Genomic DNA, 23178 nt, shown 5'->3' with positions numbered 1-23178 from the left:
AAAGTTGTAATGAGACGGTGATTTTACAGGGAATAGGCAGGCTGCGCATTCACATGTCGCCGCTTTGTCTTCAGCATATCGGCACAATTGCCCGGACTAGGTAAGTCTATGGTGTATATTCGCTTTTCAATAAAGGTGAAATGTGAAAGAATCCGCATATTGAAATTAACCTGATAGAGTGAAAAATGATAGACCGAGACGGCTACCGCCCGAATGTCGGCATCATTATCACGAATGACAAAAATCAAGTATTCTGGGGGAAGCGGATTAGGCAGCATGCCTGGCAGTTTCCGCAAGGCGGGATACAGCACGGGGAAAATCCTGAGCAGGCAATGTATCGCGAGTTGTACGAAGAAGTCGGCCTGATGCCTGAACATGTGGAGATACTCGGGCGCACCCGTGAATGGATGCGCTATGAAGTGCCGCAGAGCTGGAGTCGAAGAGAATCGCGAGGCGGTTATCGCGGGCAGAAGCAGATTTGGTTTTTGTTGCGTTTAGTAGGACGTGATTGTGATGTTTGTTTGCGTGCATGCGCGCATCCTGAGTTTGATGCATGGCGCTGGAATGATTACTGGCTGGATATTCAGGCCGTGATTGAATTCAAACGTGATGTTTATACCAAGGCGTTGAATGAATTGGTTCGTTATTTACCAGAACCGAAAATTAAGTGTGTCTGTTCGCCGCACGCGCATGATTTGGTGCGTGTATAGATATTTTTTTAATATATATTTGGGAGCGCAAGCATGATTAGAGAATATTCCGGGTTGCAATCACATCCGTTGAAAACGGGTTCGTCTTTTGTGCGTCCCGTGCAAGCGTTTCCTGAGCGCGTCAAGCTGAGCGATCCTGCCGCGTCCGTTATGACGGATTTAACCCGTATCTCTGTGATCAGCGTGCGCGCTAAGACTTCAATGGAACGCGCCAATGCCAAGATGATCCGTTACGGCATTCGGATGCTGCTGGTGCTGGACGATAATGATCAGGTGGCCGGTTTGCTGACCGCCTCCGATGTGCTGGGCGAAAAACCGATGCGTTTTTTGCAAAATATGGGTGGAACGCACGCTGACATCATGGTGCGCGACATTATGAGTACGCAGCGTGAATTGAGCGCGATGAAGATTGAGGACGTGCAGAAGGCTAAAGTAGGTGACATCGTTGCCAGCTTGAAGAAATCCAATCGGCAGCATGCGCTGGTGGTCACTGAAGGGGCGGATGGCAAGCAAACCGTGTGCGGTCTGTTCTCGATTACGCAGATTGCCCGCTTGCTCGGGGCACAGGTGCAGAGCTTCGAATTAGCGCGTACCTTTGAAGAAATTGAAGCGGCTATCAGCCACGGTTAAGTTCTAATTCATTAGAAAAAATCGGCCATAAGATTTCTTAGCTGAATCTTATGTGCCGTTTTTTTGTTATATCCCGTGTATTTAAATTGAAAATTCAGAAGGACTGTTAATGAGTTCATTATCGCAACGTGTTGCACTGCTTGTTTTGTTGTCGGCTGTCGCCGGATGTTCTACGATCAAAGATGCAAAAAATACCGTAGGTGGATGGTTGGGCGGCGGTAGCGGTACGATTGAAACTGCCAAAATGACAGCGCCGGTCAGTACGCCCGGACTTAAGTACGGTGCAACTTTGCGCGTGCTCAACTATGTCGATCAGCGTAAAGTCAGCAATCCGCGTTATCTCGGCCAAATGACCACGCAGGTCGGCGGCATGAGCGGCAAGGAATTAATTATCGATCAGGATGTCGCCGCCCTTGCGACCGCTGCGATCAAGCGCCGTTTCGATGCGGAAGGTTTTCAGGTTATGGAGGGCTCTAGCGCCGCGAATGCTATTTTTGAAGTCACGGGTGTCGTGAAAGAATTAACACTCAACGTCAAGGAGCGCGATGATGTCACGATTGCGATCGAGACGACGGTGAAGGAAGTTGCAACCAGCAAAGTGATCTGGTCGGGGCTGGTCAACGAGAAACACAATCGCTTTGCTGGGGTGGCCGGCAACAATAAAGACGATGTGATGGCTTATTTGAACAGGGAATTAAAGGTTGCCAGTACCAAGACGGTTGAGGCCATCAGTTCATCCCTGATGGCGGGACGTCCGGACCTATTTAATTTGACGCCCGGCAGTAAGCCGGTTCCCGGTGTGACGGTTTATGTCGCGCCTTCTTTGCCTAAAGCGGCACCAGTCGCTGTGCAGAACTATGGCGTTCAGGGCGATGTACAGCCTTCGACGTACCGTCCGCATGCCAGTGAAGCGAATGGTTTGCTGCTGGTGAATACCAATCCGCCGCGCGCCAAGGTGTATCTCGATGGCGTGTATTACGGTATGTCACCGTTGCGTTTGGAGATGGAGCCTGGCATTCATGCGATTAGCGTGAAACTCGCAGGCTACAATATGGTGACCGAAAAGGTGTCTATACGTCGCGGCGATAACACCGAGATCGAACTGAATCTGGAACACTAGAGGCAGGATTTATGCCGCAAGGGCATTCCCCGCACAACTAAGACCGCAAGGGGTTTCTCACGGAGCTAAGGAGATAAATCTCCTGCTCCTGAATGAAGGTGGTTGCGCCCCAAGTTGTTACGTGAAGGATTGAGTAAGTTAAAAAACCCGCTTCGGCGGGTTTTTTATTGGAATTCATCCTTAATTATCAATTGTTAATTGTTAATTATCCATTGTCTTTCAGTGTTTTCCGGTGCTGCCGAAGCCGCCGGTGCCGCGCTCACTTAAGGGAAAATCTTCGACGATGTTGAACTGAGCTTGTACGACCGGCACGATAACCAGTTGTGCCATGCGTTCCATCGGCATCAGCGTGAATGGGATCTGGCTGCGATTCCAAAGCGATACGAAAATCTGTCCCTGATAGTCCGAATCGATCAGTCCGACCAGATTGCCCAGCACGATGCCGTGTTTGTGACCTAGGCCCGAGCGCGGCAGAATCATGGCGGCAAACCCGGGGTTGGCCAGATGAATTGCGATGCCGCTCGGGATCAGTTCGCATTGTTTGGGCTGTATCACTAAAGCGTGTTCGATGCAGGCGCGCAAGTCGATGCCAGCAGAGCCGCCGGTTGCATAAGTCGGCATATTTTGATGCAGGCGGGAATCGAGAATTTTAACGTCGACTTTTGGATGTTTCATGAAAAATCTCCTTCGTAATGTTGCGCGATGTACTGCATCAGCTGTCTTGCCAGCGTGAGTTTGTCGGCGCGTGGCAAGGGGTGCATGCCAGCATCGTCAAACAGGATCAGTTCGTTGTCGTCGCTACCGATAGCCTGCTGCGCGATATTTCCGACCAGCAGAGGCAGTCTTTTAGCGAGGCGCTTTTGTTCGGCATATGTTGCCAGATTTTCGCTCTCGGCGGCAAATCCCACGCAGTAGGGCGGATTTGCGAGCGCTGCGACTGAGGCCAGAATATCCGGATTGGGCAGCAGTTCCAGCGTGAGGGGGGCTGCGCTTTTCTTGATTTTCTGCTCGCTCACTTGCGCCACGCGATAATCTGCGACGGCGGCTACTGCAATAAAGATGTCGCAAGCGGCGACATGCTGTTTGACGGCGTTGTACATCTGCGCTGCACTTTGCACGTCGATGCGCTGTGCATCATGTGGTGTTGCAAGCGCGGTCGGACCCGATACCAGCACGACCTCGGCGCCCATTTCCAGGGCCGCCTGACAGATGGCATAACCCATTTTTCCCGAACTGCGATTGGTGATGCCGCGCACCGCGTCGATGGCCTCATAGGTCGGCCCTGCGGTCATCAGAATTTTTTTACCGGCGAGCAGTTTGGGGATAAAAGCGGCCGAGATGAGCTGGGTTAGTTGCAACGGCTCCAGCATGCGCCCCAGACCTTCTTCACCGCAGGCCTGTATGCCGCTAGCGGGCCCCAGTACCTGTACGCCATCGTTGATCAGACGGGCAATATTGCGCTGCGTTGCCGGGTTTTGCCACATCTCCCTGTTCATCGCGGGGGCGATCAGCAATGGGCAGTTGCGCGCGAGACACAGCGTGGAGAGCAAATCGTCGGCCAGTCCGTTGGCAAGCTTAGCGATGAAATCGGCACTGGCCGGGGCAATCACAATCGCATCCGCTGCGCGGCTGAGGTTGATGTGCGCCATGCTGTTGGACTCACGCGCATCCCACTGGTCGGTATAGACCGGTTTGCCGGATAGCCCTTGCAGGGTGGTCGGTGTGATGAAGTGACAGGCGGCCTCCGTCATCGCCACTTGTACGGAGTAATCCAGTTTCATTAACAGGCGCAGCAGTTCGGCTGACTTATAAGCTGCAATGCCGCCGGTGATGCCGAGCACAATGTGTTGTTTATTCATGCCGCGCATCTTACAGCATCGGAATCACTGCTGACTAGCCGCCGCCTGGGCTCTTAGTTGTTTTGCTGTCGGCGCTGATGGAGCCTTTTTGTTGCAGGCAATTTTTGTAGCGGCTGTTGACGCGATTGGCGAACCACTCGGTGGTGAGCTTGCGTTTGATTTTAGGACTCTTAAGATCGATTTGCGGCAAGGCGACGCGCGGCTGAGTGCCATTTTGATCAGCCAGCGCGTACAGTCGTTGATAGAGCGGTGTCCTGCTGAATGAGGAGAGCTTTTCGAGGCGCAAATCACGCTGTAATTCCGCCTCGCTCAGCTTGAGCGTCCGGTTGAGGGTGAGCAGCGCCTTTAAGGTAGCGCTGGCATCCGTGCTGGGGTTGCCGTTCTTGTAGCGCAGCAGATCGCCATCCGGCGCGAGTGGCTGGCCGCTCGCGCGTGACAGTGCACGCTGAAAGGCGGCGTTGCGGCTGCTGTAACGTCCTGCGTTAAAGTCGGCAAACCGGTACAGCATATCGGTATAAGGTGCGGGATAGTCGAGCAAAATGGCGCTACCGAAATAGACGCCGCCGCGCCGGCTGAAAACTTCGTTGCGCAGGTTGCCGTGCAACGGGTAGGGGTAGGGGCGCGCACGGACATGGCTTTCGGCAAATTCGACGCTGACCTGCATCGGGCCGCCGGTGTGTACCGGATTGTAGTTGGGGAATAATTCACGCCCTGCAGGCAGCATGGCGATGATTTCTTCGATCAGGTCGCTGAGCTCCTTTTCTGTTTTGAGTGCATCGATGCGTTGGCTGAAACTGCGGCCATCGCGAGAGTTGCTGGATAGCATCCAGTCGATGACGGTTTGCGGAATACTGTATTTTTCGCTGCGTTGAACAATTTCACGGCGGATGATCGCAGGCAGGCCTAGTACGACGGGATCTGCCTGAAAACTCGATTCTTGCTCGATGACCGCCAACGTTGCGCAAAAATACTCCGGGGTAGGGGGGATTTGCAGCGCCTTATATGCGCTTTGCAAATCGTCTGCCCAGCCGGCCTTGTCCTTGAGACGTGCGGGCAACAATCTCATCAGGAGCTCATGAACTTCCTTTTCGGATGCGGGCGGCGCTTTTGCAGCGGGTATTACTACCGAGGGTGGAACGGGTGCTTTTTTGGGCGCTGGCGCGACAGGAGGCGGTTTGATTTTGGCGGACTGGCTTTGAACGACCGGTGCTTCTGCAACAGGTTCGGGCGTGCTGGCGCAGCCCGAGAGGGAAATCAGAATCAGCAGGCCGGTGCGGCGAAGGGTGTTCACATTGAGAGCGCCTCCTGTGTCACTCAGGAGGCTGCAAAACATCAGATGCGTTTAGCCAGCGTCGCTGCCATGCCGGTATAGCTGTCAGGCGATAGCTGCATCAAGCGCTCCTTTTCGGCTTCAGGGATTGCCAGTGTTGCAATGAAGGCGCGCAGTGATACACGGTTGATGCCGCTCTGGCCTCGCGTGAGTTCCTTCAGTTTGTCGTAGGCATTTTCAATGTTATAGCGGCGCATCACCGTCTGGATGGGTTCGGCCATGACTTCCCAGCTCGCATCGAGATCGGCTGCCACGCGCACTTCGTTGACTTCGAGCTTATTGAGACCTTTCAGGCAGGATTCATAAGCGAGCAGCGTGTAGCCTAAACTTACGCCCATGTTGCGCAGCACGGTCGAATCGGTCAGGTCGCGCTGCCAGCGTGAAATCGGCAATTTTTCGGACAGATGGCGCAGTAGCGCATTGGCCATCCCTAAATTGCCTTCGGAATTTTCGAAGTCAATCGGATTGACCTTGTGCGGCATGGTTGAGGAACCGACTTCGCCTTTGATGACTTTTTGCTTGAAAAATCCCAGCGAAATGTAGCCCCAGACGTCGCGGTTCAGATCGATCAGGATGGTGTTGATGCGCGCGAAGGCGTCGAACAATTCCGCCATGTAATCATGCGGTTCGATCTGGATGGTGTAGGGGTTGAAGACGATGCCGCGTTCGGTGACGAACTTTTCGGCGAAGGCTTCCCAGTCCACGTCAGGGTAGGCGGACAGATGCGCGTTGTAATTGCCCACCGCGCCGTTGATTTTTCCCATTATTTCGACCGCTTCAAGGCGTTTGGTCGCGCGCTGCAAACGGTAGGCCACGTTGGCCATTTCCTTGCCCAGCGTGCTGGGGGTCGCCGTTTGGCCGTGGGTGCGGCACAGCATCGGAATGTCGGCCAGCTGATGCGCAAGCTCGGTTAAGCGGGATGTGATCAGTTTTAAGGCCGGCAACATTACCGCATCGCGACCGTTTTTGAGCATCAGCGCGTGCGACAGGTTGTTGATGTCCTCTGACGTGCAGGCAAAGTGAATGAATTCCAGCGAGCTTGCCGTCTCAGGATTGCCGGACAACTGATCGCGCAACCAGTACTCGATCGCTTTTACATCGTGGTTGGTGGTCTTTTCGATATTCTTAATCGCCGTTGCATCGGCCTCAGAAAAGTTCGCATTGAGCGCATCCAGCTGGGCGATCGTCGTCGTCGAGAACGGGCCGATTTCAGTAATATCCGCCTGTGCTGCAAGCGACTTGAGCCATTCGATCTCGACGAGGACGCGGAAGCGGATCAGGCCAAATTCGCTGAAATAGCCGCGCAGTGCGTCTACTTTGCCGTGATAGCGTCCGTCCAGCGGTGAGAGGGCGGTGAGTTTTGTCAGTGTGGTCATGTCAGTGCCTGAAATCTTAAAAAGAGTATTTTACGCGAATCAGCCTGTCACGGCTAAGGGATATCTTAAGTCTGTATCCGCTGCCCCGCCTCGATGATCGCGCCGCCCAAGCAGACCTCGCCCTCGTACAGTACGACCGATTGACCCGGAGTGACGGCCCATTGCGGCTGGTCGAAGGCGATTGAACACTGGTCGCCTGATTGTTCGGTGAAATGGCAGGGGGCATCGGCTTGGCGGTAGCGGGTCTTGGCGGCGTAAGGATGGTTGGTTTTCGGCGCGCTGCCGCTGATCCAGTGCGCATCGAGGGCGGTAAGTGTGTGGCTCAACAGGGCCGGATGATCATGGCCTTGCACGACGATCAGGCGGTTGTTTTCCATGTCTTTTGCCGCGACAAACCAGGGCTCGCCGCTGGAGTTTTTTTCGCCGCCTATGCCTAAGCCCTGTCGCTGGCCCAGGGTGTAAAAAGACAGTCCGATGTGCCGGCCAACCCGTTTACCTTCGGGCGTGCGCATTTCGCCCGGTTGGGTGGGTAGATAGCCGCTCAAAAATTCGCGGAAAGGTCGCTCGCCGATGAAACAGATGCCGGTGCTGTCCTTCTTGGCAAAGTTGCACAGGCCGTGCTGCTCGGCAATTTTTCGGATCTCGGATTTGAGCAGGCGGCCGAGTGGAAACATGGCGCGGGAGAGTTGCGCCTGATTGAGTCGATGCAGAAAATAGCTTTGGTCCTTGCTGGCGTCGGTGGCTTTGAGTAGCTGGAACAGCCCGTCGACTTCACGCACTTGCGCGTAATGCCCGGTGGCGATGGTATCCGCCCCGAGTTCGATCGCATGATCCAGAAAGGCTTTGAACTTGATTTCGGCGTTGCACAGAATATCGGGGTTCGGCGTGCGTCCGCTCTGATATTCGCGCAGGAAGGCGCTGAACACGCGGTCTTTGTATTCTTTAGCAAAATTGACCGCCTCAATCGGAATGCCGATGGTGTCGGCGACCGATACGGCATCCAGCAGGTCCTGACGCGAGGAGCAGTATTCGCTGTTGTCGTCATCTTCCCAGTTTTTCATAAACAGGCCGATGACGTCATACCCTTGCTGCTTGAGCAGCAGTGCTGTGACCGAGGAGTCCACGCCGCCGGACATGCCGACGACGACGCGTTTGTTTTTATTCATAGTGGACCAGTAGTTCGAGCGGAAAGCGTTTTCCTGCCAGATAGTCTTCGCAGCAGCGCAATACCAGCGGGCTGCGGTGGCGCGTCTGAGTGTCGCGAATTTCATCCATCGTGAGCCATACGGCACGCACGATGCCAGCGTCCAGATTTTGTTCAGGGTGATGCGATTGCAGTTTTCCGGTAAAGGCAAAGCGCAGATAAGTCGTGTTGGATTCCGGCGCTCGCCAGCTGTAAATGCCGGTCAGATGTTGCGGCACAAAGTCGTAGGCGGATTCCTCGCGCGTCTCGCGTATTGTAGCTTCAATGAGGGTTTCGCCCGGTTCCCAGTGTCCGGCGGGCTGGTTAAAGCGCAGCCCCTGCGAGGTCTCTTCTTCGACCAGTAAAAACTTGGCATCGCGTTCTATGACGGCTGCGACGGTGACATTGGGTTTCCAGATCATTTCGATGTGTGGCAGTGTTGCAAGTCGGTGAATGGTATCACTGAACTGCTGCAAAACAAAAAAGGCAGAGTTTCCTCTGCCCTATTTTGTTCAAGCTGAAAAATTATTTCTTGGCTAGTTTTTTGTGGTGATGGTGCTTTTTGACTTCTTTGGTTTCGGCAGCTTTTGATTTTTCTACTGCCTTGGCCGAAGTTGCCGCCGCAGGTGTTGTACTGGCAGGGGTGGTATCAGCCGCAACAGCGGAGAATGCAACAGTAGCGAATGCAGCAGCGATTAATACAGATAACAGTTTGCTCATTGTGAACTCCATTCAAGTTGATTAACGTAAGGCTTGTTGCCGACACACGGGTGTCGAGGCATACAACGTACGATTATTCAATCCGTTGAAGGGGGTTCACGGTGCCAATTCCTGAGCTTTACTTGGCCTTGCGAGCTGAATCTTCAATTTTCAGGCCGGTGCGCTTGATGCGGGCGATGGCCTTAATCACATCGGCGACCGCAATGTTATTTGCCGTGGCGGCATTTTCAATTGCTGCAATCGCATCTGAAATTCCGGCGCTCTGTTTGGTGATTTTAACTTCCTTGTCGGCGCTAGCCTGCTCTTTCAGTTTTTGGATTTTTGCTTCTAGCGCTTTGATGATTTCTTCTTTGGATCTACGAGCTGCCATTTAAATTTCCTTCGGTTAATTGATCATTGAAATTGCTTTGAACAACGTTGATTCTATAGTGGAATATCATTGTTGTACAAGGGAATTTGCAAACAAAAATATAGGACGTACTTTACAGAGGGCGCCTAAGTACAGTCAAAGAAAAAGCCACTTAAAAAATTAAGTGGCTTGAATTCTTTGGTGCCGGGGGGGGGAATCGAACCCCCACGCCCTTTCAGGCACCGGATTTTGAGTCCGGCACGTCTACCAGTTCCATCACCCCGGCAAGAGAGGTGCGCATTATCCATGAAACTGTTTCGCAGATCAACTACAATCGCGCCTTTGTGAAAATGATGAGCTGTTGATGCGTACCGATGAATTTGATTTTGCCTTGCCGGACGGCTTGATTGCACAGCATCCGCCGGAAAAACGTGGTGCGAGCCGACTGTTGTGTGTGCACGATGGTATTTTAGAAGATAGTCAGTTTGTTGATTTATTACAGAAGGTTGCGCCGGGAGATTTGCTGGTATTGAACGATACGCGGGTGATTCGTGCGCGCCTGTTCGGTATCAAGCGCAGCGGTGGCAAGATCGAGGTGATGGTCGAGCGCGTGTTGAACAATCACGAGGTGCTGGCACAAGTGCGCGCCAGTAAATCGCCGCCAACGGGCAGTTATGTGTTGCTGGCGGGTGAATTGAGTGTCGAAGTGATGGGCCGCGCAGGCGAATTTTACCATTTACGTTTTTGTGCTGAAGAGCCTGTGCTGGAATTGCTGGAGCGTTATGGACGTCTGCCACTACCGCCTTATATAACGCACGCAGCCGAAGCAGAAGACGAGACGCGCTATCAAACCGTGTTTGCACGGCAATCGGGCGCGGTGGCAGCGCCCACTGCAGGCTTGCATTTTGATGACGCGATGCTAGAAGCTTTGCAGGATAAAGGCGTAAAAATTGCTTATGTGACCTTGCATGTCGGGGCGGGTACCTTTCAGCCGGTACGCGCCGAATGGTTGTCGGAGCACATCATGCATAGCGAGTGTTACCAGATTTCGCAAGCGACGGTGGATGCGATTGAGCAGACGCATGCTGCAGGCGGGCGGGTCGTTGCGGTGGGAACCACCAGTTTGCGCGCGCTGGAGAGCGCAGCGGCGTCAGGTGAATTGCAATCGGGGGCTGGCGAGACGCGGATTTTTATCACGCCAGGCTATCGTTTTCGGGTGGTGGACGTATTGTTGACCAATTTTCACCTGCCCAAATCGACGTTGTTGATGCTGGTGAGTGCATTTGGCGGCATGAGCGAGATGCGGGCGGCTTATCTTCATGCGGTGGCGCAGCAGTATCGCTTCTTCAGTTATGGTGATGCGATGCTGATCGAAAAATCGGTAAGTGGTGAGTCGTAAGTAGTGAGTGGATACGGGCTTTTACTTGCTACTTTCCACTTACAACTTACAGAATATTTGAAATATTGGTAATTAAAGAAGAACTCAATGGAATTTACTTTATATAAAACATCAGGTAAGGCCCGTCGCGGACAATTGACGCTGGCGCACGGCACGGTACAAACGCCTGCGTTCATGCCGGTCGGCACTTACGGCACAGTTAAGGCAATGAGTCCGCTTGAACTGCGTGACATCGGCGCGAATATCGTGCTGGGCAATACCTTTCATTTATGGCTGCGTCCGGGGCTGGATGTGATCGCGGCGCATGGCGGGCTGCACGACTTTATGGGTTGGGACGGTCCTATTTTGACGGACTCCGGCGGCTTTCAGGTTTTTAGTCTGGGGGCATTGCGCAAGATCACCGAGGAGGGAGTGAAATTTCAGTCGCCGGTTAATGGCGATAAGCTGTTTTTGACGCCGGAAGAATCGATGCGCATCCAGCGCGTGTTGAATTCCGATATTGTGATGATTTTCGATGAATGTACGCCGTATCCTGCCACGGAACGCGAAGCGGCCGATTCGATGCGACTGTCGTTGCGCTGGGCTGCGCGCTCAAAAGCCGCGCACGAGGGAAATCCCAACGCGCTGTTTGGTATCGTGCAGGGCGGGATGTTTGAGGGGCTGCGCGATGAATCGCTGAGCGAATTAGTGAACATCGGTTTCGACGGGTTTGCCATCGGTGGCTTGTCGGTTGGTGAGCCGAAGGAAGATATGCGGCGCATCTTAGAACATACCGCGCCTAAACTGCCTCAGGATAAGCCGCGCTATCTGATGGGCGTGGGAACCCCTGAGGATCTGGTCGCATCGGTGGCGCAAGGCATCGATATGTTCGATTGCGTGATGCCGACCCGTAACGCGCGCAACGGCATGCTGTTCACGCAGCATGGCGACATCAAAATCAAGAATGCGCAATATCGGCTGGATACGCGGCCTCTCGACGAGGGGTGTAGCTGTTACACCTGCCGGAATTTCAGTCGCGCTTATCTGCATCACCTGTATCGTCTGAAGGAGATTTTGAGTGCAAGACTCAATACGATACATAACCTGCACTATTACCAGCAATTGATGGCGGAAATTCGCGCATCCATCGAAGCCGATGCGTTTGCCGAATTTGCCGTGCGGTTTGCCGAGCGACGCGCAGGACTTTGCGCCGACATAAAGCCGTAACAGGCTTCGTGCTAGAATGCGTCCCTTTTGAATTATTTGTGGAGTCAAAATAATGTTTATCAGTAATGCATATGCAGAAGCAGCAGGCGCAGCACCCGGCGGATTTATGGAATATTTGCCACTGGTGGCGTTAGTTGCCGTGTTTTATTTCCTGGTATTGCGTCCGCAGCAGACGCGTGCCAAAGAGCATAAGGCGATGGTTGAAGCGTTGCAGCGCGGCGATGAAGTGGTCACAATCGGCGGCGAATTGGGTCGTGTTACCAAAGTATTCGAAGCTTATGTCGGCGTTGAGCTGGCGGAAAACCTCGAAGTAACCGTGCAAAAAACGGCGATTCAGGCTGTCTTGCCTAAAGGCACTATCAAATCCATCAAGTAAGGTGCGCGCCTGCGTGCTGCATGTATCACTTTTGAGGTCGTTATGAACCGTTACCCGCTGTGGAAATATCTGCTGATTCTGGCCGTTTTACTGGTCGGCCTGATTTACACCCTGCCGAATTTTTTTGGTGAATCGCCTGCCGTACAAATTTTGCCACTGCGTGCCAGTATGAAAGCCGATATTGCGCTGTTAGGCCGCGTCGAGGCAGCGCTCAAGGCGGGTAACCTCAACACCGAGATGGTTGCGCTCGATGGTAACAGTATCAAGGCGCGTTTTGCCGATACGGATTTGCAGCTCAAAGCCAAGGATTTGCTCAAGGCCCAGTTAGGCGAGGACTATGTGGTTGCATTGAATTTGCTGCCGCGCTCGCCTCAGTGGCTGACCGATATGCATGCACTGCCGATGTATCTGGGACTCGATTTGCGCGGCGGTGTGCATTTTCTGTTGCAAGTGGACATGAAAGCGGCACTGGATAAGGCGCTGGAAGCGGCAACCGGGGATATTCGCAGCGCATTGCGTGAAGAAAATGTGGCCTATTCGGGCGTGAGTCGCGAGGGGAATACCCTGTTGGTCAAATTCCGCGATGCGGCGGCACGAGCTAAGGGCGAGGCGCAATTGAAACAGCGATTTTCCGATTATGCTCTGGTCGACAAGGAGCTAAACGGCGAATTTTTGTTGCAGGCAACCTTGAAGCCGGAGGCTGAGCACCGCATCGGTGAATCGGCTGTGCAGCAGAATTTGTTAACCTTGCGTAACCGCGTCAATGAACTCGGTGTGGCAGAACCTGTGATTCAGCAGCAGGGGGCAGACCGCGTAGTGGTGCAGTTGCCCGGCGTGCAGGATACGGCGCGAGCCAAGGATATTCTGGGTCGTACTGCGACCCTTGAAGTGCGCATGGTGGATGATGAACATCAGGTCGGAGCGGGAGGCGTAGCACCGTTTGGCACCGAGATGTTCAAGGATCGCGAAGGCGTGAGCATATTGGTCAAAAAGCAGGTGATGCTCACCGGTGAGCGTATCAACGATGCGCAACCCGGCTTTGACAATCAAAACAATGAAGCGGCGGTTCACATCAATCTGGACGGCGTGGGCGCGCGTAAATTTAAAGATGCCACCCGCGAGAATGTCGGTAAGCGCATGGCGATCATTCTGTTCGAGAAGGGGCGCGGTGAAATCGTGACAGCGCCTGTGATCCGCGAGGAAATTGGCGGCGGACGCGTGCAGATCAGTGGCAGGATGACGACTGAAGAGGCGCAGGACACGGCGTTGCTGCTGCGTGCAGGTGCCTTGGCAGCGCCGATGGAAATCGTCGAAGAGCGTACTGTGGGGCCGAGTCTTGGTGCGGACAATATCGCGCGCGGCTTTAACTCGACCAAAATCGGTTTTATGCTGATCGCAGTGTTCATGGTGGCTTACTATCTGATGTTCGGCACGATCTCAGTGGTGGCGCTGGCGGCGAATCTGTTGCTGCTGATTGCGTTGCTGTCGATGATGCAGGCGACCTTGACTCTGCCGGGTATGGCGGGTATCGCGCTCACCCTCGGTATGGCGATTGATTCGAACGTACTGATCAATGAACGCATTCGCGAAGAACTGCGCAATGGCATCTCGCCGCAGGCGGCGATTCATGCGGGTTACGATAACGCGTTTGCCACCATCGTGGACTCGAATATCACTAATCTGATTGCAGGGATCGCATTGTTCTTGTTCGGTTCGGGCCCGATCAAGGGTTTTGCGGTGGTGTTGTGTCTGGGTATTCTGACTTCGATGTTTAGTTCAGTGCTGGTGTCCCGCGCCATCGTGAATCTGGTTTACGGTCGCCGCGCACGCCTGACTGGCGTGTCGATCGGTTAAGGAAAAAATATGGAACTCTTCAAAATCAAGCGTGACATCCCGTTTATGAGCTATGGCCGTTACACCACGGCGATCTCATTAGTGACTTTTTTGTTCGCGGTGCTTTTTCTTGTGACCCGCGGTTTGAATTTCGGTGTGGATTTTACCGGCGGTACCGTGATGGAAGTGCATTACGCACAGCCGGCTGATCTCGTGAAGGTGCGCGAACAGTTAGCCGGGGTGAAATTGCCCGATGCGCTGGTGCAGAACTTTGGTTCCAGCCACGATGTGCTGATTCAGATTCCTTTAAAGCAGAACGTGGCAGGCGCCAAACTCTCTGAGCAGGTAATGGGTGCATTGCACAGTCAGGATGCCAGCGTTGAAATGCGCCGCGTTGAATTCGTCGGCCCGCAGGTAGGTCGGGATCTGATCGAAAACGGTGCAATGGCGCTGCTGCTGGTTTCCTTAGGTATCGTGGGTTATTTGTGGGTACGCTTTGAGTGGAAATTCGGTTTGTCGGCGATCATTGCCAACTTGCACGACGTAGTCATTATTCTGGGTTTCTTTGCCTTCTTTCAGTGGGAATTTTCCTTATCTGTGCTGGCGGCAGTATTAGCTGTGCTGGGCTATTCGGTGAATGAATCTGTGGTCGTGTTCGATCGTATCCGCGAAAATTTCCGCAAAATGCGTCGTGCGGAAGTCACCGAGATCATCGACAATGCGATTACACGTACCATGTCTCGCACGATCATTACGCACGGCTGCACACAGATGATGGTCGGCGCAATGCTGTTTTTGGGCGGCGAGACGCTGCATTACTTCGCGATGGCGCTGACGATCGGTATCCTGTTCAGTATTTATTCTTCAGTGCTGGTCGCAAGTCCGATTCTGATGTGGCTGGGCGTGTCGCGCGAAGACTTTATCAAGCCTGAAAAGGTTGAGTCTGAAGAAGTGCTACCGTAAAAATTTGCGAAGGGGGAGGGTAAGCGTACAACCGCTGAGCTGCAGTTACCCATCTCCCTACTCCCTTACGCCTGATTTTATAGAATGGAATTTCTTTGTTAACCACCCTTATTGATCTAGTCCTACACCTCGATACTCACCTGATGACGCTGGTGCAGGATTACGGGGTGTGGGTTTATGCTATCTTGTTTGCAATTATTTTCGCTGAGACGGGATTGGTGTTTGCGCCCTTTTTGCCGGGCGACTCCCTGCTCTTTGTGGCCGGTGCCTTGTGCGGGCTGGATGCGCTGCAGTTGCACTGGCTGATGCCACTCTTGATGCTGGCGGCCTTTAGCGGTGATAACACCAACTACTGGGTGGGGCGCCTGATCGGTATGCGTGTGTTTCAGCGTTTCGAGGGGCGGTTGCTCAAACGGGAGCATCTGGACAAGACGCATTCTTTTTATGAAAAACATGGCGGCAAGACCATCCTGTTTGCCCGCTTTATGCCGATTATCCGTACCTTCGCGCCTTTTGTAGCGGGCATCGCGCTGATGCGTTACCGTCTGTTCGTGCTGTATAGCGCGGCGGGCAGTATTGGCTGGATAGGGAGTTTGACACTGGCAGGATTTTTCTTCGGCAATATACCGGTGGTTAAAAATAACCTGACATTGATTATCTTAGGGGTGATTTTTCTGTCATTCCTGCCCGCAATGATTCAGTACATTCAACATAAAAATTCAAAGATCTGATTGCAGATGCGCTGTCTGAGTGCAACCGGCTGACTAGCGCCTGTTTCAATTTTAGGAGGGTGTGATGGGAGACCGGATGCTGCAGGAAAAGCAGCAGTTGCAGGGCGAAATCCTGGCGGCAAAGCGTCAGTTGTCAGAACTGCGTCAGGAATTGTGCGTTGCATCGACGCAGCGTGACCTGCAAAAAAATATCCGACACCTATCTCATCTCCCTATTTTTGACCGTTCATTGTTTGTCGAACGACTCATTCAGGATATGTCGCGTGCGCAGCGCGACAAGCGGATGGTGGCCGTTTTGAGGTTCAGTCTTGAGCCTTATCGTCAGATTCAGGACGAATACGGCCACTCCATGGCAGCTTTGCTGCTGCGCACGGTCGCTGAGCGATTAAAGCTGCAGGCAAGGGCGGGCGATACCGTTGGTCATCTGGGCGAGAATGAGCTTAGGCTTATCATGCCTGATCTTGATAATGCACAGGCCGCTGCTGATTTTTCGGCACGCATGACGGACTCGTTTGCTCATACACCGTTAAAATTTGGCGATCGAGAAGTTTTCGTGCAGGCCTATATCGGCATTGCGCTCTATCCGCTCGACGGTGTGAATGCTGATATTTTGTTGCAGCATGCTGAGATTGCGTTATGCCATGCCAAAGAAGAGGGGCTTTGCAGCATGCAATATTACTCTGTCCGTATGAGCGATGCCGCCGGTTTGACGTTTGAAGATGTGATGCAGCGCGCACTTGAATGTGGTGAATTTGTCGTGCATTACGCACCTGTGCGTGATCTGGCCGACGGACGTATTTGCGCAGTGGAGGCGTTGATTTACTGGCAGAGTCCCGAACAAGGCATGCTGTCGCCAAGTCAATTCATGCCGCAGCTAGAAAAGCTGGGACTGATTGTGCCTGTCGGCGCGTGGCTGCTCGATACAGTCTGCCGGCAGATTGCGCTGTGGCAGAATAATGGACTCGATTCATTGACAGTTTCGATTCATCTGTCTGCATTGCAAATTCGGCAGAGCGATTTTGCCAGCCTGTTTCAGACTGTTCTGCAAAGGTATGGTCTGGCACGTAATGCCGCTGTGCTGGAATTGCATGTCAGTGAAAGTTTGCTGATGCAAGACCTTGATACGACGGCTGGGGTACTCCAAGCACTGAAAGAAATGGGCGTTCAGATAGGCATTGTAGATTTTGGCACCGGACATTCCTGTTTGAACTATTTGAAATATCTATCCGTAGATACACTGAAAATCGATCCTGTCTTTATCCGGAATTTACCCCATTCGCGGGAGGATGCTGCCATTATAAAGGCCATTGTCACGCTGGGTCAGGGATTGGGCTTGAAAGTGGTGGGTACGGGCGTAGAGGTAGCGGCTCAATTAGCTTGGCTGCGTGATGCAGGATGTCATGAGGCTCAGGGAGATTTTGTCGGGCCGCCAATACTCCCTGACGCAATCGCAGAGATTTTGAAATGTGTTTAATTCGCCCAGTGTAACACATTCAGATATGTTTTTTCGTATAATGCGTAAGCGTATTATCTGTATTTTTGAATGTCAGGGCAGGACTCGCGTGCATGAAAGGCAAGCAAATGCAATTGAATGTAATTATTGTCGATGACACGCCTATCAATGTCACACTGATATCGCACTTGATCGGGCGTCTTGAGGATTGTGTGGCCAAAGGTTTTACGATTCCGCAGGAAGGATTGGCCTGGTGCCTTGAAAATGTTCCCGATCTTGTGATCGTCGACTACATGATGCCGGAACTGGACGGGATCGAGTTTGTCCGCCAATTCAGGGCAGGTGAAGGGCGTGCGGATATTCCTGTATTGATGGTGACGGCGAACGATCAGATTGCGGTTCGCCACCAAGCACTAGAGGCCGGCGCCAACGATTTTCTGACCAAACCTATCGATAAGGCAGAGTTCATGGCGCGTACGCGCAACATGCTGTCTTTGCGCCGCAGCCAGCGTAAGCTGGAAGATCGTGCCGCTTGGCTGGATGAAGAGGTTAAAAAAGCGACCGCGCTCATTCTGGCTCGTGAACGTGAAACCGTCATCCGCTTGTCTAAGGCCGCAGACTCGCGCGATCCTGAGACGGGCGCGCATATTTTGCGTATGTCGCATTTTTCAAAACTGATTGCAAAGCAGTTGGGTTTGTCTGAAGCCGAACAGGAGATGATATTAGAGGCCGCGCCTATGCACGATATTGGCAAAGTAGGCATTCCTGACAATATTTTGCTCAAGCCTGGTCGTTTGGATGTCGCTGAATTTGAAATCATGAAACGGCATTCAATCCTGGGTTATGACATTCTCAATGGTAGTCAGTCTGAGATGTTGCAGGCGGCTGCGCAAATTGCACTAAGCCATCATGAGAAATTTGACGGGAGTGGTTATCCGCGCGGACTGATCGGTGAGGCGATCCCGTTATTCGCACGTATTTGTGCTGTCGGTGATGTCTTTGATGCGCTGACATCCGAGCGCCCCTATAAAAAAGCTTGGGACGATGAACGCGCGATTGCGCTACTGCGTGAGGGTATGGGCAGTCATTTTGATCCGGCGTGTGTGGAGGCCTTCTTGTCTGACTGGGACGGCGTGATGACGATCCGCAAGCGTTTTCAGGATGACAAATCCGAACAGGAATCACATCATCTGGGTGAGTATTGATCCGTGGGCTTGATTGTAATGCGGCTGGCCGCTCCTCATGAATGTCACGGCTAAATAACGGTGTATCTTATGCGCTTTAATCCGCGTTTTTTTTATCTTCTGCCGATCATACTGACGGTCGGTTTCGCATACTGGTACTTTTCACCGGCAACTCATGTGCCTGTTCAGGATAGCTGGCGTATGCCGGTTGCGAGCAGTGAGGTGGATGAACCGATCACGCCGCTGCCGCTCACACTCAATCTTGATCCAAATAAAGTTGCGTTGGGCAAACGACTGTTCAATGACACGCGATTGTCGGCCAACAACACGATTTCATGCGCAAGTTGTCATGATCTGGCGCACGGAGGCGTAGACGGACGTCCGCGCGCATTTGGCATTGGCGGTGCAATGGGGGCTATCAACGTGCCGACCGTGTTTAACAGTGGTTTTAACTTCCGTCAGTTTTGGGACGGGCGCGCCGCCTCTTTGGAAGATCAGATCGACGGGCCGGTTCAGCATCCCAAGGAAATGGGATCTAGCTGGTCTCAGGTTGTCGCGGTATTGAGTGATGATTCCTCATATCGGTCTGATTTTAAAGTAATTTATCGGTCAGGAATTACACCTGAGACGGTTAAGGATGCGATCGCGATGTTCGAACGATCCCTCTATACACCCAATTCTAAATTTGATCGGTATTTGCGCGGGGAAAAAAACTCCCTTGATGGTGAAGAGATCGCCGGCTATCAATTGTTCAAGGAAGTAGGATGTGTTGCATGTCATCAGGGTGTTAATGTGGGCGGTAACATGTATGAAAAAATTGGTTTGGTGGAGAATTATTTTGAGCAGCGCGGCAACATAGAACAGGTGGATTTTGGCCGTTTCAATATCACCAAGGATGAAGAACATCGTTACGAGTTTCGTGTGCCGTCGTTGCGCAATGTCGCGCTGACCGCACCGTATTTTCATGACGCATCGGCAGTCGATCTGAAACAGGCGGTCGCCATCATGGGGAAATTCCAGTTGGGTGTAGATCTAAAGCCGGATGAAATTCACCGTATCGTCAAGTTTTTAAATACGCTGACGGGTGAATATGAGGGGCGCTCGTTGTCTCAGGCTGAACCGACTGGGCATGAAAAATGAAGCGCTCAATCAAACAAAACGCTTGGCAGGTATTCATCGCTTTTGCGGCTATTGCCGGATTGCTGTTGTTGTTTGTCAAGGCGCAGGCAGTCGATCCTGATATACATAATCAGGTCGTAAGTGATATCGCGGAGTTGCAAAAACGTGATACGGAGCTGGGTGAAGCTGTATTGCAATTGCATTACCGGCTTGCGAATAACTATGATGCAGTCACCGCGTTGATGCAGAGAGCGGATGTGCTGGCAAACAGACTCGAGGCGCATCAGAACAACGGTTGGCTGCCGGATAGTCCAGAAGCGAGACGCGAACTGGCCGGGTTGCGGGTGCAAATTGAACAGCGCAGCAATCAGCTCGACGAGTTTAAATCTAACAATGCGGTGATGAAAAATTCGCTGATCTATTTGCCAAGTATGGTTGGCAAGGTTTTGGCTTTGTTGCCGTATGAGACCGAGGTGACGCTGGAGAAATTCGAATTTCTGTTGCGGGATGCCTTGCTGGTCAGCGTCAAGGGGGATGAAGCTTCGATTGCGCAGCTGGCTGTAGATATCAATCGTGCCGAGCAGGCTATTCCCGGTCTGCCGGCCAAGGCACAGGGCGTCGCTGTCTATGTGGTACGTCACGCCCAAACCTTGTTGAGCGTAGCTCGGATCATGCCGGGATTGCTAGCCGATTTGAGCGCCTATAAAGGGGAACATCTGGCGGCCGGCCTGGATAGATTGTATCAGGTGCACTATGAACAGCAGCAGCGCACGGCAAATATTTACCGGCTATTCCTGCTGTTTGCAGCATTGCTGATGCTGGCCTATTCGATCTTCGTTTACTTTCGTTTGAAGGTTAAGGGGCAACAACTTGAGCGCGCGTTAGCCGAGGTTTCTAATCAGCAGCATGCCTTGAACGAACACGCCATTGTCAGTATCACCGATGTTAAAGGCGATATCACTTATGTTAACGACAAGTTTATTGAAATCAGCGGTTATTCGGCCGATGAGTTAATCGGTAAAAATCATCGTATGGTTAACTCGGGTCAACACGATCAGGAATTTTTCCGTGAGTTATGGCAGACAGTTGCGAATGGGCGCGTCTGGCACGGCCAGGTCAAAAATCGCGCCAAAAATGGCAGTTGCTATTGGGTGGAGGCGACCGTAGTACCCTTCATGGATCAGGACGGCAAACCCTATCAGTATGTTTCCATGCGCACCGATATTACCGCGCAAAAGGCGATGGAATTGCAGGTTCAGAGCGAGCGCCGTCTGCTTAAAAGCGTCATGGATACCCTTGGCGAAGGCGTGTACATGCTGGATCAGGACGGTAACTGCACTTATATGAACACGGAGGCGGAGGATATTGTCGGCTGGACCATCGAGGAGGTGGTGGGGCGCAATCTGCATGATCTTCTTCATGTGCACCGGCCCGATGGCACACGGGTGACTGCGGATGAGTGCCCGATCCGGCAAAGTACGATGAACAAAAAAGTGTATCACTCTGAAGCGGAATATTTTCAACATAAGAACGGTACGCTGTTTCCGATTGCGATTGTGGCGTCCCCCATGATCGATGGAGATCTTATTACAGGCTCGGTTGCCGCTTTTCAGGATATTTCCGAACGAAAATTTACCGAGCGGGAATTGCTGCGTGCTAAGGAGTCGGCGGAGGCCGCCAGTCGTGCCAAAGGAGATTTTCTGGCGACGATGAGTCACGAGATTCGTACGCCGATGAATGGCATCATCGGTATGACTGAGCTTGCCCTCGATACTGAGATGAGCGCAGAGCAGCGTGAGTATTTGAATATGGTGAAGTCCTCTGCCGATGCATTGCTTACCATCATCAACGATATTCTGGATTTTTCCAAGATCGAATCCGGGAAAATGGAGCTGGAATCGGTCGAATTTGATGTGCGCAATTTGTTTGCCAGCGCAGAGAAGACACTGGCCATCCGCGCGGCACAGAAAGGACTTGAGCTGGTTTATGACGTCGATGGCGCGATTCCTGATCTGCTTGTCGGTGATCCGGGACGCTTGCGTCAGGTGTTGACCAACTTGCTGGGTAATGCCATTAAGTTTAGCGAACACGGTGCGATTACGTTGCGCATGAAGTTGCTGATGCAGACATCAGACGGGTTGTGCGTCCGTATCGAGGTGGCTGATCAGGGGATCGGCATTCCCGTCGACAAACTTGCGCATATTTTTGAGGCGTTTACACAAGCCGATACTTCTACGACACGCAAATATGGTGGCACCGGTTTGGGGCTGGCCATTTCCAGTAAACTGGTTGCTGCGATGGGTGGCGATTTAAGCGTGGAGAGTCAGGTCGGTATAGGTAGCGTGTTCGGATTTACGACCACCCTGCCTGTTGCATTAAATCAGCCATCGGAGATAAGCTGCGAGTCGTTGGTGAATTTATCGGCGTTGATCGTCGATGACAATGCGACGAACTGCAAGCTGCTGTCTCAACAGATTAAAAAATGGGGTATGCGTCCTACAGTGGCAGGCAGTGCGAGTGAAGGTATGGCGATGCTGCGTGAGGCACAACAGGAACAAGCACCGTTTGACTTGCTGTTGCTCGATGCCGTCCTGTCCGATGCGGACGGGTTCGATTTTGCAGCTCAGCTGCAATCAATGCCTCAAAAACCGCGTGCGCTGGTGATGATGCTTTCCTCTGCCAGTTTACGTGCAGATGCAGAAAGGTGCCGTCAGGCCGGGATTAGTAACTATTTGAGCAAGCCAATAGATCGTTGGGAATTGATAAAGACAATCAAGGCTGCGCTCGGATTACAGGTTGATGATGTTTTCGTTCAAACGGCGCCGCTTGCGTCAGCGCATAGCCTGAATATTTTGTTGGCCGAAGATAACCGGGTCAATCAAAAACTGGCGATTACACTGCTGGGAAAATGGGGGCATCGCGTCGTGCTGGCCAACAATGGTATCGAGGCGGTCGAACACGCGGGGCGCGTTGATTTCGATGTGATTTTGATGGATTTGCAGATGCCTGAAATGAGCGGAATGGAAGCGACCCGGCTGATTCGTGAGCAGGACCAGTTGCGAGGTCGTCACAGTCGCATCGTTGCGATGACTGCAAATGCAATGAGTGAGGACAGGCAGCGCTGTCTGGATGCAGGCATGGATGACTATATTGCTAAGCCACTCAACACTGAGAAATTGCGCGCCTTACTGGATGGGATGGAGAGTGCGGACGTCGCTGAGAAGGTGACGGTTTACGACTACAGGGCTGCTTTAAACACTGCAGATGCATGGGTTGTTGAAACGATCGGTCAGGCGTTTCTGGATGAGTGCGATCCTCAGATGGCTGCGATTGATTCCGCTATTAAGTCAGGGGATAAGGTCTTGCTGATGCGCGGCGCACATACTTTGCGCGGGCTGGTTGGCAATTTTAATGCGCGTAAAATTGAGGAAATCTCGGCTAAAATTGAACAGTTAGCCAATTCGGATGATTTGCTGAGTGCATCCGGATATTTCGAGCAGCTTCAGGTTGAGATGGAATTATTCAAGTCTGCGCTGATCGCCTATCTGGAAAAATAATGACGTAATTTTTTGTAACGGATTGAACGCCGAAGCAAAAGTCGGGTCATATTGCCGTTATGATTATTTCTAGGAGCCAT

At 52.5% G+C, this 23178-nt stretch carries 21 protein-coding genes and 1 tRNA gene; 13 read left to right on the top strand and 9 right to left on the bottom strand.

Features of this window, described 5'->3' with window-relative positions:
• The first annotated feature begins 185 nt into the window (after positions 1–185).
• From GALF_RS11480 to GALF_RS11470, 3 genes are all read left to right on the top strand, one after another.
• Positions 186–710 (top strand): RNA pyrophosphohydrolase, encoded by a 525-nt coding sequence (locus GALF_RS11480; RefSeq protein ID WP_013294232.1) that lies wholly within the window; start codon positions 186–188, stop codon positions 708–710.
• A 33-nt stretch (positions 711–743) separates the two neighbouring features.
• A complete protein-coding gene (locus tag GALF_RS11475; RefSeq protein ID WP_013294231.1) occupies positions 744–1340 on the top strand; it encodes a CBS domain-containing protein in 597 nt (198 codons plus the stop codon).
• 109 nt (positions 1341–1449) lie between these two features.
• Positions 1450–2460 carry a PEGA domain-containing protein gene (locus GALF_RS11470; RefSeq protein WP_013294230.1) on the top strand — a complete coding sequence of 337 codons (1011 nt, stop codon included), beginning with the start codon at positions 1450–1452 and terminating at the stop codon, positions 2458–2460.
• A gap of 219 nt (positions 2461–2679) precedes the next feature.
• On the opposite strand, the gene dut is transcribed toward GALF_RS11470, so the two are convergent.
• From dut to GALF_RS11425, 9 genes are all read right to left on the bottom strand, one after another.
• A complete protein-coding gene (gene dut, locus GALF_RS11465) occupies positions 2680–3135 on the bottom strand; it encodes a dUTP diphosphatase (protein WP_013294229.1) in 456 nt (151 codons plus the stop codon).
• On the bottom strand, positions 3132–4328 hold the full coding sequence (gene coaBC / locus GALF_RS11460) for a bifunctional phosphopantothenoylcysteine decarboxylase/phosphopantothenate--cysteine ligase CoaBC (RefSeq protein ID WP_013294228.1): 1197 nt from the start codon (positions 4326–4328) through the stop codon (positions 3132–3134). The genes dut and coaBC overlap by 4 nt, the downstream gene beginning before the upstream one ends.
• Positions 4329–4353: 25 nt before the next feature.
• Positions 4354–5610 (bottom strand): DUF1615 domain-containing protein, encoded by a 1257-nt coding sequence (locus GALF_RS11455; RefSeq protein WP_050752610.1) that lies wholly within the window; start codon positions 5608–5610, stop codon positions 4354–4356.
• Between the two features lie 41 nt (positions 5611–5651).
• Positions 5652–7025 carry an adenylosuccinate lyase gene (gene purB, locus GALF_RS11450; RefSeq protein WP_013294226.1) on the bottom strand — a complete coding sequence of 458 codons (1374 nt, stop codon included), beginning with the start codon at positions 7023–7025 and terminating at the stop codon, positions 5652–5654.
• Between the two features lie 65 nt (positions 7026–7090).
• Positions 7091–8191 carry a tRNA 2-thiouridine(34) synthase MnmA gene (mnmA, locus tag GALF_RS11445; protein WP_013294225.1) on the bottom strand — a complete coding sequence of 367 codons (1101 nt, stop codon included), beginning with the start codon at positions 8189–8191 and terminating at the stop codon, positions 7091–7093.
• Entirely contained in the window at positions 8184–8630 is a 447-nt protein-coding gene (locus GALF_RS11440) for an NUDIX hydrolase (protein WP_013294224.1), read from the bottom strand. The genes mnmA and GALF_RS11440 overlap by 8 nt, the downstream gene beginning before the upstream one ends.
• Before the next feature lie 103 nt (positions 8631–8733).
• On the bottom strand, positions 8734–8928 hold the full coding sequence (locus GALF_RS11435) for a hypothetical protein (protein ID WP_013294223.1): 195 nt from the start codon (positions 8926–8928) through the stop codon (positions 8734–8736).
• 118 nt (positions 8929–9046) lie between these two features.
• A complete protein-coding gene (locus GALF_RS11430) occupies positions 9047–9298 on the bottom strand; it encodes a hypothetical protein (RefSeq protein ID WP_013294222.1) in 252 nt (83 codons plus the stop codon).
• 178 nt (positions 9299–9476) lie between these two features.
• Positions 9477–9563: transfer RNA gene (locus tag GALF_RS11425), tRNA-Leu, on the bottom strand.
• Between the two features lie 78 nt (positions 9564–9641).
• On the opposite strand from GALF_RS11425, the gene queA reads away from it, so the two are divergent.
• From queA to GALF_RS15100, 10 genes are all read left to right on the top strand, one after another.
• The gene (queA, locus tag GALF_RS11420; protein ID WP_013294221.1) at positions 9642–10676 is read left to right on the top strand and encodes a tRNA preQ1(34) S-adenosylmethionine ribosyltransferase-isomerase QueA; all 1035 of its coding nucleotides are present in this window, start codon (positions 9642–9644) and stop codon (positions 10674–10676) included.
• An 87-nt stretch (positions 10677–10763) separates the two neighbouring features.
• A complete protein-coding gene (gene tgt, locus GALF_RS11415) occupies positions 10764–11882 on the top strand; it encodes a tRNA guanosine(34) transglycosylase Tgt (protein WP_013294220.1) in 1119 nt (372 codons plus the stop codon).
• A gap of 52 nt (positions 11883–11934) precedes the next feature.
• Positions 11935–12258 carry a preprotein translocase subunit YajC gene (gene yajC / locus GALF_RS11410; protein WP_013294219.1) on the top strand — a complete coding sequence of 108 codons (324 nt, stop codon included), beginning with the start codon at positions 11935–11937 and terminating at the stop codon, positions 12256–12258.
• Between the two features lie 42 nt (positions 12259–12300).
• A complete protein-coding gene (gene secD, locus GALF_RS11405; RefSeq protein ID WP_013294218.1) occupies positions 12301–14112 on the top strand; it encodes a protein translocase subunit SecD in 1812 nt (603 codons plus the stop codon).
• 9 nt (positions 14113–14121) lie between these two features.
• A complete protein-coding gene (gene secF, locus GALF_RS11400) occupies positions 14122–15054 on the top strand; it encodes a protein translocase subunit SecF (protein WP_013294217.1) in 933 nt (310 codons plus the stop codon).
• Between the two features lie 89 nt (positions 15055–15143).
• The gene (locus GALF_RS11395; RefSeq protein WP_041938073.1) at positions 15144–15785 is read left to right on the top strand and encodes a DedA family protein; all 642 of its coding nucleotides are present in this window, start codon (positions 15144–15146) and stop codon (positions 15783–15785) included.
• Between the two features lie 64 nt (positions 15786–15849).
• Positions 15850–17259, top strand: coding sequence for a putative bifunctional diguanylate cyclase/phosphodiesterase (locus GALF_RS11390; protein WP_013294215.1), 1410 nt, complete (start codon positions 15850–15852; stop codon positions 17257–17259).
• A 92-nt stretch (positions 17260–17351) separates the two neighbouring features.
• Positions 17352–18443: an HD domain-containing phosphohydrolase gene (locus tag GALF_RS11385; RefSeq protein WP_013294214.1), complete on the top strand. Its 1092-nt coding sequence runs from the start codon at positions 17352–17354 to the stop codon at positions 18441–18443.
• 69 nt (positions 18444–18512) lie between these two features.
• The gene (locus tag GALF_RS11380) at positions 18513–19562 is read left to right on the top strand and encodes a cytochrome-c peroxidase (protein WP_223293697.1); all 1050 of its coding nucleotides are present in this window, start codon (positions 18513–18515) and stop codon (positions 19560–19562) included.
• Positions 19559–23098: a response regulator gene (locus GALF_RS15100; RefSeq protein WP_013294212.1), complete on the top strand. Its 3540-nt coding sequence runs from the start codon at positions 19559–19561 to the stop codon at positions 23096–23098. Before GALF_RS11380 ends, GALF_RS15100 begins: the two co-directional genes overlap by 4 nt.
• Positions 23099–23178: the final 80 nt, after the last annotated feature.

The organism is Gallionella capsiferriformans ES-2 (assembly GCF_000145255.1).
Taxonomy (GTDB): Bacteria; Pseudomonadota; Gammaproteobacteria; order Burkholderiales; family Gallionellaceae; genus Gallionella; species Gallionella capsiferriformans.
This window is presented reverse-complemented; position numbering and strand designations above follow the sequence as displayed.